The organism is Vibrio sp. 1641 (assembly GCF_033339995.1).
GTDB lineage: Bacteria > Pseudomonadota > Gammaproteobacteria > Enterobacterales > Vibrionaceae > Vibrio > Vibrio alginolyticus.
This window is the reverse complement of the sequence record NZ_JAWOVP010000012.1, coordinates 68638-80929: the sequence shown is the minus strand read 5'-3', so window position 1 is coordinate 80929 and position 12292 is coordinate 68638. Positions and strand designations below refer to the sequence as shown.

Sequence of the window (12292 nt, the reverse complement as noted above, 5' to 3'; positions counted from 1 at the left end):
TTGGAGACAACAATGATTACCCAAGTGAAATTGCCTACCGTTGAAGATCTACAGCCCTTACTCGATGAGGCGCTAGAAACAGCGCAAAGCAAAGAAGTATTTATCCAAGCTCAAGTAGATGGCATTTACAAAACACTTAAAGCCAATCCGCTCATGTACCGTCACTATGGCGCTTATTGGTGGGCGGTTAAATCGCTCATGGCCAAGCATGGTTTTGACCTTGGCAGCGATTCAGAAGTGATCACAGAGCAACACTTCAATTTCGAAGACCCTGCGATTTTGTTGTGTGCTGCGTGGGCGTACCAGCAAGAGCAAGTTGATAAAGGCTACTGGCAAGCAAACCTACATACCTACTACGTCGATGATGAAGAATTTGAATATTCTATCGAGGACGTAAATCTCGAAGCGTGGAGTGTTAACAACAAATCGATGCGTTAAGTTTTCGCATGCGAAAACTTTTTCTCATATGCCCGTCATTTTTGGCGGGTATTTTTTTGCATGGAATTTGGTAAGAAGTTCTCGCATGCGAAAACTATACGGAATGGGATGTTTTAAAGTTCTCGCATGCGAAAACTTTTGAGATAGAAAAAATAAACCCCGCCACTGGAAAAATGGCGGGGATTGCACGTTGAACAGATAAGCTTTGATGCAATCAATCCTACCCCTAATAGTTTTGTTGCCGCCTATCTGTAATTTAATTTATATGAAATGATTTTCATATTCAACAGGTTTTTAATATTTTTTTATTAAAAACAATGAATTATGCGACTAGGTGCTTTCCCCTTCTTATGCCTGTTGACGCTGCTCTTTGTAACCCAGTTAAGTAATAGAATTGTCAAAAAGTTTTCGCATGCGAAAACACATGGAATCAATCTCACAATTTATCTAATGTTCTCGCATGCGAAAACTTGTGCAATCGGTTCTGTTTGTTACTTTTTTTTCTTGTGCTGTTGCTACTGGCAACGTATAGTGTGTGCCTGTTGCCAGTGACAACAATCGAGAGGCATTGATATGGCATCCAAGGAACGATGCGAAAGATTAAATCAATTAGTCCAAAAGGCAGGAAGTACCAGAAAAGCCAAGCAGCTCATTGATGGCGTTAAGGGTGTAAGCCCTTGCCACACTGCTATTTACAAAGCAATGCACGGCGGCGGTACAACTGATTACGTAGTTCAGTGCTATATCGAGGATCTTGAGGTAGCACTGAGCAAACCAAAACAGCAAACAAATTCCACCAGCAAAGGAAATTAATTAATGAGCATTATCATGGCGATTGCCAACCAAAAAGGCGGCGTTGGTAAAACAACTTGTACTTACAACTTTGGCATTAGCATCGCTAGCCAAGGCAACAAATGTCTATTCCTGGACTTTGACCCACAAAACAACTTAGGCGGCTCAATCGCACCGGAAATGGTCGAGAATCCAGAGTACACATCTGCGAGCTGCCTACACAACGCTTACAACCTTTTTGAAAATCCAGTAAAGGCTAAACCTTTCGAAGTCAGCGAAAACGTACACGTTATTGGCGGCGATAAGCGCATGGGTAACATTACTCAATCACAAATCTTAAACGTGGCTGAGTCTATCGACCTTATCAAAGACGACTACGACTATATCTTTATCGACTGTCCACCAGCGGCGAACGCGCTACAGCATGCAGCGCTACTTGTGGCCAGTAAGCTACTTATCATTAGCCAAGCACAAAAAATGTCGATCAAAGGCGTTAATGAGCTGGTTAAGACCTCGCGCCAAATCCGTCGAATGAACCCTGACTTGGAAGTATTAGGCATTGTCCTAAACCTTATCGAAGCCAACATTACAAACGACCAGCGCGAACAGGAAGCGGAACTTCGTAAAGAGTACGGCAACCTAGTTTTTGAAAACAAACTGATTAAAACAACGCGCGTAAGTGAAGCTCTAAACCAAGGCAAAGCACTGATTGAAACCAACCCTAAAGCGGCTGATAAATTCGGCTTTACAGCGGTTTGTGATGAGCTTTGCAAGCGCATGGTAGAGGTGACAGCATGACCAAAAGCTTAAGAGATCGAATCAAGCTTAGCGACCTAGATAATCTCTTGGATGAATCAGCGGTAGAAATCCGCGATGCAGCGAAAGTGCTGGCTATCCCTAAAGACTCTTTGTATTCAGTTGAGCAAGTTCGTGAAGAATTTAACGATGAATCACTACTTGAGTTATGCGAAAGCCTAGAAGAAAACGGCCAAATTCAACCTGTCGTTGTTTACCCGTTCGATGGCAAGGGATACAAAATCCAAGAGGGTGAACGACGTTGGCGCGCCGCTATGTTGAGCGATAAGCTAACTCACGTTGAATGTATTGTCCGTGAAAAGGGCGATATTTTTGGTCAGCTCATCGAAAACATTCAGCGAGAAGATTTAACGCCAATCGAATTAGGTAAGGCGTTTGACCAAGCAAAGAAAAAGCACAATCTGGATAACCGTGGCTTGGCTAAGCGCCTTGGCAAATCAGACGGCTACATTTCGAAATACCTAAATGTGCTTAAAGCCCCTGACTTTGTTTTGGAAGCATTCCAAAAAGGGATTATTGGTGATGTAGAGTCCATCAACGAACTACGCAAAGCAACCGTCGATAACTCTGAGCGCGTTCGTGAAGCGCTGGAAAGCGGCGAGAAGCTAACACGCCAAGATTGTGTAAAACTGCGCACTGGCGAGCTAGATAGCAAGGTGGAAGTTGCACCTCAACCTAGCAAACCAGAGAAAGCAGAAAAGACCGATAAGACACCAGTAAGCAAAAAGCCTACGGCAAACCAAAAGCCTACCAGCATTTGTGTGATGGTTAATGACCGTCATGGTTTGGTGTTCGCATCTGGTAAGCATAGCGACAAGCTAACGGTACTGTTTGATGATGGCGAACTTGAGCAAGTGCCAGTTGGTGAAGCTCAATTAGTTGGGTATCGTGTGTAAAGTTCTCGCATGCGAAAACTTTTAAAGCGGGTGGCTAATTAGCTGCCCGTTTTTCGTTAGGACGTAATACCCGCCGTCACGGTAGACACCAACCACATAGTGATCGAGCGGCACGTCTTGCCAGCCAAATAGCCCTAGTTCGTCATCGCAATAAGCGACGATATTCACCAGCTTTACCTTTTGGATATGCAGTAGATAGATATTATCTAGCGCCCCTTTAAATGGTCTGTAGATATACTCGCCATCTTTCCTTAAAGCGGGGATCTCATTCCCTGCGACTGAATGGCCATCGGCAACGCCGTCTTCGTTTATGTCGATTAGCCCGTAGTGATAACGATGCCTGATAGTAAACATCCCCTACTCCCAAATGCAAAAACGCCAGATTTGACAATTAAATCTGGCGTTTTTGTGTCTATAAAGGTTGTATAGGCAATATATGCCAAGAACTATTTTATAGCATGCCTCGAAGCGTTTGCAAGTTCGTCCAGTTGCACACTAGACTCGAACATAAAGCCTGTTTGTACCCCCTCGTTTTCTAGCTCTTGATTTACACGCCCAAGAATATCAATAAGCGATGCACCGCCGCCGCCAAACATATCCCCGAGCGCTTGGCCTTGGTGAAGCAGCTCACTATTGATTGCCTCGGCCATTGCCTTAAATGCCAGTGTCATGCGTTTTGCGCTTCGGTTGTTAGCAGCAATGAATCTCGCCAGCGCTTCGGCCTCGGGATCGTTGTCGCCAAACAAACCGGACTGAGCTAATAGCTCATCGATGTGCTGACCGGAATCTTTGGCCTGTCTTACTAGCTCGGTTGCTTGCACCAGTGAGTCAAGTGCTGACTTAGCGAGGTCAGGTTGTGAGGCGTTAATTTCCACGGCTTCTGCCAGCGTTCCAGACGTGTTTTTATGCACCTCTCCGCTAAGGTATTGCATCTCAACAAACGCGCTTGCTGCGCCGTTTAGCGCGCTCAAAATGTTGCGAATTTCGGGATCGGCTTCCTCGGCTACCAGCTTCACCAACTTCTCGTTTTTGTACGCCTTGGCAAACACGGCATTTTGCATGCGCTCAATCAGTTGCTTGGTTGGTCGGCCATCTTCGGTAAGTAGTCCGGCGGTTGAGTTATCCCCAATTTCAGTTAAGAAATTGTTTATAAATCCTTGGTTAGACTTGGCCAAAAGGTTGCCTGTTTCGCTCGGTTGGAAAAGGGCAATCATGCGGTCATCGATGCGCTCTGCGTCAACCCAAGCCGTCTCGGCGGCGCTCATCTGTTGCAAGTCAGAGAGGTTGGAGTCTCGGGCAAACTTAGCACGGTTAACTTTGGTGACACGTTCTCGAACCAACACTGGCTCGCGCATGCTCTCAACTTTCTCCGGTGATAGGTCGAAGCGCTCCGCATTGTCGATTAGGAACTGGCGGTACTTATCAGCCTTGCCCTCTCGATACGCTTTGATGATAGCTATGGTTCGACCGTTCCCCGACTCCACCACATTATCCGAGCCAACAATCGGTGCGCCGTGGCTAGATAGTCCAGAATCGGTTAATTGTTGTGGACGCAAATCGTTGGCCATCTTTGAGATCTGCAATTTTGAGGATACGCGAGTACGGTCGCGCGGTTGCAGTTCTTGCGGGAAGTTCGGATTGATTCGACCGTCTAAGTCGTTCGATGGAATAAGGTCGCTGGCTTCCACGACTTTAAAGCCTGTTTCCACTTCGTCGCCTTTTGCTGTCACAACGTAGCTGGTGCGACCTAGCTTGGGTTTTGGATTGTCTGTTGCGTACAGTTGAACAATCTCGGCTAGGTCATTGATGTTTTTCGCCTCTTTGATTTCGGCGCTAATTGATGTGAGTTGGTTCAATTTGACCGCTCCGGTTGGAGTGGCGAGTTTTCGCATGCGAAAACTTTTGGGACAGGGAAAAGGATTAAAGGCTCTTAAGCAATGCGAAAAGCGCCTTGGCGTAGTTATGACGTTCGCTGGCTGCTAGTGCAAGGTTTAAAGATTGCTTGTAGTAATAGTCTGCTCGGATTTTAGTGAAAACATTCATCGTTTTTTCTCAAGTTCTCTGAAAAGTTTTCGCGCTCCATGCAAAAAGTTCTCGCATGCGAAAACTTAAGCGGCCAGTTTGTCAGGATTGTGCTCGAACCATTCAATCGCTTTTTGCTTGATGCTATCTAGCTCCAAGCCCTCTGAGTGAACGTCTCGCATTACATCAACAAACAACGATGGCTTGGCTGTATTAAACTCCCCTGCAAGGAATCTCGCAACCAGTTCGCTTTGTTCAACTGGACGTTCGCCATTGTCGCGCTCATTCTGCTCAATGTGCTTAGTGATGATCTTGATAGCTTTGCTACGGTCAGCGCGCGACCAGCTACCAAAACCACCATTTTTCTTGGCTGAGCCCGCATCGTTTTTCCAGTAGTCCAAACCGCGCGCAACATGCCCCTTGTAGCCAAACTGGAAGTTTTCGCCATCCTTGTAAACAACGTAGTTATCCCCCTTTTCAACCATTTGGTAGTTAGGGAAAAACGCCATTTCGTATTCGTACCAGTTAGGCAGAAGTAGCACTTCATTGAGCTTTTCAATCTTATCGGAGCGGCCTAACTTGGAAAATTCTTCTACCGATATTGGCTCATCCGAACTTGATACCGGTTCCTGCTCAACCTTTTGGTTAGCGCCTGTCAGTTTATTAAGAATTTCCACCAGCTCACGGTTCTTTTTGATGCGTTCACCAATCGATAGCTGGCCACTCTTAAGCTCTTTCAACAAACCCGCAGCATCGCGGTTGAGCGTCATTTTTTCTCTTAAGCTTAACACTTGATTCTCTCCGGTTTAGGCCGCCGAAGTGGCGGCCTTGGTTGTGATTAAATTTGCGCTTGGATCATGCTTGTGATGTTGCTTAGAGCGGCATCCATCAACGCTTCGTTCTCTGCTATTTGGTCGTTAGCTTCGAAGTGGGCGTAAGCCTGTTCTAGTGCGGTTTGGAACTCATCAACCAATTCCGGCGTAGGTTCACCAGTGAAATCTCGGATTTCCTTTAGTTTCTCTACATGTTCCATTTCTTCGTTATTGCCCTCTGTTTCAGATTGAGGCGCCTCACTACTTAGATTGAACGCTTTCACTAATAGCGCTTCCATTTCCGCTGTATCGTCAAATTCACCGATCAAGTCGTTGCCTTGGTATAGCGCGAACTTGTACTCGCCATCTTTAGCGATCGGATAAATGTCAGCGTGGCTTTCATTTAACCATGAACGGGCGATTAGCGGAGCGTACACGTTCGCTGGCACTGAGCCATTTACTGAGTGGATACCTGCCGCAACACTTGGTTGTACCAATGCGCCTTTTTCGTTGTAGTAGGTATCCGCAGATTGCCAGTCCTTAATCGTCTCAAGTTGAGCTTTCGCTTTTTCGCTTAAGTCGGTCGCTAGAATGTCGAATAGAACGTCTAGGCTGTAAGTGAGTCCGTCCTCATCTTTCGCATTAATCGACTTCACTCGGCCTGTTGGGAAAGTCACTTCCTGCTTACCAAGTTTTAGCTCTAGGTTGGTAAAGGCTTCTAGCTGCTCAAGCGCTTTCGCTTCTTCTTCATCTAGGCTTTCACGGAATGAGGTAACGTCTAATACGTCATCCTCTGCCTGTTCGCCTTGCTGGTGCATTTCAGTTAGAGACGCGAGCTCTACCACTTTGCGCTCTTTACCAAAATCAAAGTCCACGGTTAGGCGGCCACCAAAGAAATTGCGATCGTGGTAATCGGTCATCGTGTCGCTGTTGTTGTAGTCGTATTGGCCTACATAAGCGTTAACGAACTCGATCAGCTGATCTACTGCTTCGGTATAACGGCTCATACCGTGTGGCGCTGGCGAGTTAGGGTTATCAATCTCGAACTGTAGGTAAGCTGGATTGTAGAGCATGACGTTTCTTGGCAAGTCAGTCAGCGTTAGGTCTAGTGTGCCGTAGCGAGGCTTGCGTACTGAGATTTTAACGTCATTACTGATCTTGCCAGCTTTCTTAAGCTGAGCGATAAAGGCGCGGATTCGCTTAGCGATTTCACCCGTATCTCGAATGCCCTCGCTCTCATAGATTGAGCCAAATGAATATTGAGTTGGGTCTAGTGCGAGAAGTTGTTTTTCTTCCTCGGATGCACCCTTGCTCACTTCATCTGCTGTGTCAGATTCTACGGCGTTCTTAGCACCCAATAGCTCAAGCAGTTTGTTCGCACCGTCAACCGTTAGGTAGCTGCGAGAATTGGTGTTAGCGATAAAGCGTAGCTCTTTACCCTTGTTCGACTTCGCAGAGAAGAAACTGTAGCCAAATGTATTTTCCATTTGGTTCTCTTGTTCTTCGGTTAGCGCAATGCCGTTAATCTTGCCGTCATCGTCCACCTTGGCCAGTAGCTTGTCGGCGTTCTCGCGTAGTGTTGGGCGCGAGTGAAGCGAACCCGAGCCGTTAATGGCCAACGTTGAATACAATGATTCAAAGCCGTTGATTGTGGTGAACATAGCCGGACTGACAGGCTCAAGTGGTGCGCTGTATTCCGTCTCTGCAATTTGCTCAAGCGTTTTGCCGTCTTTAAGCATGTTAAAGATTGCAATAGTGCTTTCTTTCACTGCTTGGTCGTTTAGTTGAGTCGCTTTTTGCTGCGCTGCTGCGCCCTCTAGGCCAGTTTCTAGCACCTTGCCTGTGTACGTATCGATAACGCTAAAATCAGATTGGCCAATAGTGCCAACTGGTGCGTAGCGTTTCTCGCGTGTCGCCTTGAATTGACCTTTATGGTTCAAGTCAGGCAACGCAGCAAGGCTAGGGAAGCCACGGCTTTCGTATTCCGCTTCGATAGCTTTTGTGTACCACAATGGCATGACCGAGTTATGGATAGCGCGCGCCATCTGTTCATTGTCGATCTGCTCATCGTTATCCAAGTATCTAAAACCATGAATTGCCAGGATGTCTTGGTTGGTAACACTTGCCATTGCATAGTGCTGAGCAAAGAGCTCATCTGAACTTAGTTCGGATAGGTCAGGGTAGATACCGTCATCAATCGCCTTAATGAAGCGCTCAACTTTTTGGTAGTCCTCGCCTTGGTCTGCCATTGCTGGAATGACGGTTTCACCTTTTGCCTTGGTGTAAGCTACGTCTCCCTCATGGTAAACCGTAGTCGCGCTAAACGCTTTTTCTACGTCATCCAGTGCTAACGCTTCGCCGTTCTCAAACTTCTCGTATAGGTCGCCACGTAGCGCGCGTAGGTCGAACATTTTCGCCGTTGCACTAAAGAATCCGTCACGGTAGTTCAAGATAGCTTGCAGTAGGTCAGCGCGTTTCGCACGGCGGTTAAATGGAATGCGATGAGCCGTTAGGAAATCAGTGATCTCTTTGCGGTTCTTAAATTGCGCTTCCAGTGACGCTAGGGTTTCACCTTGTAGTGATTCCACTAGGTGCGCTTGTTCTGAAATACGCTTAGCTTGGTCATCCACTTTCTCGCCACGTTTTAGTGTTTTACCAGTACCTAGCGTTAGGTCAGCTAGCATAACAAGACGTTTGCGATCGCTTGGGTTTACTGACTGCATATCCTTAAGTTGGGATAGAGCTGCTTCTTGGAAGCGCATGCGGCCTTGCGTGTGTTCTGCTTGGCGCTGTAATTCAGCATCGCTTTGAACCAGCATTAGGTCTTCGGCAATCTCTTGAATCATGTCCGGCGTCACAAGGTCAATCGATGCGCTCCATAGCTTGTACGCGTTTGGATTTTCCTTGCGGTTCTTCATTTCTGGTTGCTGGCGTAGCTGCTTAGCGAACGCTGCTTTGAAGCCCACTTGTTTTAGGGTATCGAGCGTAGACTGAGGAATTTCATCAACGCCTTTGTCCTCAACCCATTGGTCTAGCGCTTCGGTTGCGATGCGCTCCGCTTCTTGTAGGTCGCCCTCAACCATGCCAAATAGCGGCTCTAGGTCAAAGTTACTTACTAATTCTGGTGGCAGTTTTTGGTCATAAGCGATCGCACCGTGGCGAATGCCATTACCAGCGTCAGCGAATTGCTCTTTGGCCGATTCTGGATCGAGGTACTTAACCACTTGATGTTGTGGCGGCGTCGTACCCAAGCCATAAGGGCGTAGACGTAGGCCATACCAGAATAGGTTATCCGTGGTTTCGTCTTTGTCTTGGTCGTTCGCGTTTGGCTCGTCGTTCTCAATTGGTTGTGGTTCTTCGTTGCTGTCATCGGTATCTTGAAGCAACTTAGATTCGCGATCGTAGTCAGCCAGAATAAGTGATTTAGCAGCTTCCCAACCTTGTAGATCGTCGCCACCAGCAAGCGGTGAACCCTCGCCGTAAGTGATAGCCAAGGTTTGGTTATCGCGCGCGTGGATCATGTACTGGCCAAAGCTATCATCGTCGTTCGCGTCAGGGGATTCGAAGTAGACAAACGGCTCGCTATCTTCGCCTTTATCCATCTTCCAGCCCTTAGCAATGGTCTTGCGACCAATAAGAGCCAATAGCCATTCTTTGCGCTCGATATTTGCTTTTCGTTCCCGTTCTTCGTCTGACAACTGAGGAAAATCGTTTTCAATTGAATCACGGATGTATTCTTTAGCCTCGGCAAGCTCTGATACCGTCATAGCACCTTTATCGAGGTCATAAATCGCATCATTGATATACGACTCTGAATAAGTGCTAGGAACGTTTTGATTTGCTGCACCTGCAAACTCTAATGAGTCTTTAAACTCTTGGCTTAGCTGCTTAACAAAGGCATCAAGATCGCCATTGAAGGCACGGTTAATGATGAAGTCGCGTTTCTCTTGCTTAGTCCATGAAGCGTCCCATTGCTCGATCACTTGAGACGAACTACCACCAGCGTTTACATTTTTCGTTGCTGTATTCGCTGCTGGCTTGATAGCAGCAAGCTGTTTGCGTAGTTCTTCTTGGATTTCGTTCTGCGTAGCGATCTGAGTTTCCAAGCGCTTCTCTTTCTTGGCCAGCTCATCGAGTTTTTGTTCCAAGTCGGTAGCTTCTTCGCCTAGTTGCGCAGCTTGTTCATCAAGTTCTTGTGCCTTTTGTTGCGCTTCTTCCAATGCTTTCTTGTCAGCGTCTTTCTTGGCCTTAGCAGCGACAAATTTCTCGCTGTTGTTTTCAAGCAACTGCGCTAGCTTGTTGGTCACTTCCTTAAGGGATAAATCCATGTTGCCCTTTGGCGCGACTACGTGAGTAATATCGCGCGAGTTCATTAGAAAGCGGAACGCGATTAACGTGTCATCTGGATTGATTTTTAGCGGATCGTTATCCGGCGCATGGAACGCAATAGAAATGCTCTGGCCATCTGAAAACGGGATTTTCACCATTTGGACAGCAACCGCACCAGACTTGCGCGGTTTGCCTACTTCTACGGCTTCTACCGATAGAGTAGGGGTTTTACGTTCCAAGTGCTTACCGAATTGCTGAGCACGAAATTGAAGCCTTGAGGCTTTCGATTTGAACGCCTCTAACATCATTTGTGGCACAGGTTTGCACTGATACAAGTAGGTGTTCTCCAAATCCTCAAGTGACAATGCCTCTAGGATTTGATCGGCGTTTTTACCTTGCAGCACCGCTTCAATCTGCTCCGGCGTGAGTTTCTTGGCCAGATGGTCGATGCGATCCACAATCTTGATTTGATTTTGACTGGTAAACATCATGACTTTGCCGCCTCTAATTGTGCTTCAAGTTCTTTGGTTTCTTGCTTCTCTTGCTCTAATGCAGTTTCGAGATCTGCTATGCGGCGTTGTTCTTCTTCCAACTTAGTGCGAACGCTATCCCGAGCGGCTAGGGCATTGGTGTAATTGGACTGAGCGACTTGTTCAGCCGCTTTGGCTTCTTCAAGTCGCTTAGCAATAGAACGTGTAGCTGGTTGAATGTCTGAGGTGTCTTTAACGGCTTTAGCCGCTTTACGTGCAACTTGCTTGTCAAACTTGCTTTGGTTGCGCTTCATTAGGCGAACCATTTCACGCGCAAGCTCGCGCTCGTTCTTCACGCTAGGGATAGGCTGTTTAGTGCTGTTGAGTGTCATTTGGAAAATATCACCCTCATCACCAATAAACAGCGTCATTGACTGGCCATTATCAAAGAATAACTTGGCGCGTTTAACTGTCTCGCCGTCTCGTCTCGTTCTCTTGTTCGAGGCTTCTACGTCTGTAACAGTCGCACCAGCTTGTTTTAACGCAGTGATCAGACTCTTAAGGCCGCGTTCGGTCACGTTGTCAAAATCGACCACCACATAGTTATGTGACTGGTCTAGTGCAAACTTACTGTTGTTACGCAATTTCAAATTCCTCTGAATATGTCGTACAGGTAGGAAAGATTTTGTACAGCGGATTGATTAGGGAACAGGAGCGCTCAATCTTAACGTCCAGAATCCACTCGCCATGCAGCTTTTCCCCCGCTTCGAGTTCGAGTAACTTGCGATCGAACGTCAGGTATTCGCTGTTATGTCCGGCGTGTGAAAAGTCGAGCTTACGTGTGCGAGTAATGACGGCTTTTGGTCGTTTTTTACTGCGCAACGAATAGGTTAAAGTCCCACTCGTTATGGCTCGCTGAGATTGATAACCAAGAACGAATCGAATCACATCGGGATCGTCCATCTGGTTTGCATGCAGTATTTTTACTGCGTTTCGTTTAAGCAAAAATCGGTCAGCAATGGCTAGGCCAATTACTGCAAATTCCATCATTTGCCTTGCCCTCCGGTACTAAAAAATCTCGCTAACATTTGGCTAGCCAGCTTGCGGATAAAGTTGATCGAGTCTGCTCCGTTGTTCGACGCAATGAGGACAAGCGCGCTGGTATAACCAGCCTCCACACCCTCGCTTTCACACAAGTAAGCGACTATCAAACCGACCACCAACGCCAGCGTTAGCTCGGTTAAAAAATCAAGGAATCCACCAGCTAGACGTTGCTCGCGTATGCCTTGGAGATATGACCCAACACCACTGAGGACAGATAGAGCCAGTACGCTAATCGCAAAGCTCTCACCAACAACTGACACTGGCATTAAATCCCCCTTTTATATATTACCTAGCGAGTTTATTCGGAATAGTGGCTTTTGCTCAATAGACGGGCGTTACTTACTTTTGAATGGGTATTAAATAGGGCTGTTTTGCGGAAAAAAGTTAGATTTCAAGAGCCTATATAAAAAATAAGCCTCTCACCCAAAAGGCTGGTGAGAGGCTAATCCAAGCGTTTTGTTGCGCGGCAACGCATACAAAACTTCCAACGAGGATAGTCGAGTCGAATCGATATTTGACGAGGAAGATTATATAAATATTGGTTTTCGCATCAATATGCGCCCATGTTTTCGCATGCGAAAACTTTATGGGGTGCCATGTTTTAAAGTTCTCG

Annotated in this window: 12 protein-coding genes; 4 read left to right on the top strand and 8 right to left on the bottom strand. The window is 46.7% G+C overall.

Annotated features, from left to right (window positions below; all coding sequences use genetic code 11):
• Nucleotides 1-12 precede the first annotated feature (12 nt).
• From R7Z47_RS19170 to R7Z47_RS19155, 4 genes are all read left to right on the top strand, one after another.
• Nucleotides 13-438, top strand: coding sequence for a hypothetical protein (locus R7Z47_RS19170; RefSeq protein ID WP_318130516.1), 426 nt, complete (start codon nt 13-15; stop codon nt 436-438).
• A gap of 573 nt (nt 439-1011) precedes the next feature.
• Complete coding sequence (locus tag R7Z47_RS19165) at nt 1012-1251, top strand: hypothetical protein (protein ID WP_017634062.1); 240 nt, start codon at nt 1012-1014, stop codon at nt 1249-1251.
• Between the two features lie 3 nt (nt 1252-1254).
• Nucleotides 1255-2028 carry a ParA family protein gene (locus tag R7Z47_RS19160; protein ID WP_054579117.1) on the top strand — a complete coding sequence of 258 codons (774 nt, stop codon included), beginning with the start codon at nt 1255-1257 and terminating at the stop codon, nt 2026-2028.
• Nucleotides 2025-2942, top strand: coding sequence for a ParB/RepB/Spo0J family partition protein (locus R7Z47_RS19155; RefSeq protein WP_158174272.1), 918 nt, complete (start codon nt 2025-2027; stop codon nt 2940-2942). The genes R7Z47_RS19160 and R7Z47_RS19155 overlap by 4 nt, the downstream gene beginning before the upstream one ends.
• Nucleotides 2943-2963: 21 nt before the next feature.
• On the opposite strand, the gene R7Z47_RS19150 is transcribed toward R7Z47_RS19155, so the two are convergent.
• The 8 genes from R7Z47_RS19150 to R7Z47_RS19115 form a co-directional block, all read right to left on the bottom strand.
• Nucleotides 2964-3296: a hypothetical protein gene (locus R7Z47_RS19150; protein ID WP_017634059.1), complete on the bottom strand. Its 333-nt coding sequence runs from the start codon at nt 3294-3296 to the stop codon at nt 2964-2966.
• A gap of 92 nt (nt 3297-3388) precedes the next feature.
• Complete coding sequence (locus tag R7Z47_RS19145) at nt 3389-4834, bottom strand: hypothetical protein (RefSeq protein WP_318130513.1); 1446 nt, start codon at nt 4832-4834, stop codon at nt 3389-3391.
• A 28-nt stretch (nt 4835-4862) separates the two neighbouring features.
• A complete protein-coding gene (locus tag R7Z47_RS19140; RefSeq protein WP_017634057.1) occupies nt 4863-4985 on the bottom strand; it encodes a hypothetical protein in 123 nt (40 codons plus the stop codon).
• Between the two features lie 65 nt (nt 4986-5050).
• On the bottom strand, nt 5051-5734 hold the full coding sequence (locus R7Z47_RS19135; RefSeq protein ID WP_033905424.1) for a hypothetical protein: 684 nt from the start codon (nt 5732-5734) through the stop codon (nt 5051-5053).
• A gap of 68 nt (nt 5735-5802) precedes the next feature.
• A complete protein-coding gene (locus R7Z47_RS19130) occupies nt 5803-10596 on the bottom strand; it encodes a hypothetical protein (protein ID WP_318130511.1) in 4794 nt (1597 codons plus the stop codon).
• On the bottom strand, nt 10593-11219 hold the full coding sequence (locus tag R7Z47_RS19125) for a hypothetical protein (protein ID WP_033905426.1): 627 nt from the start codon (nt 11217-11219) through the stop codon (nt 10593-10595). The genes R7Z47_RS19130 and R7Z47_RS19125 overlap by 4 nt, the downstream gene beginning before the upstream one ends.
• Nucleotides 11212-11625, bottom strand: coding sequence for a hypothetical protein (locus R7Z47_RS19120; RefSeq protein ID WP_136976912.1), 414 nt, complete (start codon nt 11623-11625; stop codon nt 11212-11214). The genes R7Z47_RS19125 and R7Z47_RS19120 overlap by 8 nt, the downstream gene beginning before the upstream one ends.
• Entirely contained in the window at nt 11622-11945 is a 324-nt protein-coding gene (locus tag R7Z47_RS19115) for a hypothetical protein (RefSeq protein ID WP_318130509.1), read from the bottom strand. Before R7Z47_RS19115 ends, R7Z47_RS19120 begins: the two co-directional genes overlap by 4 nt.
• Nucleotides 11946-12292: the final 347 nt, after the last annotated feature.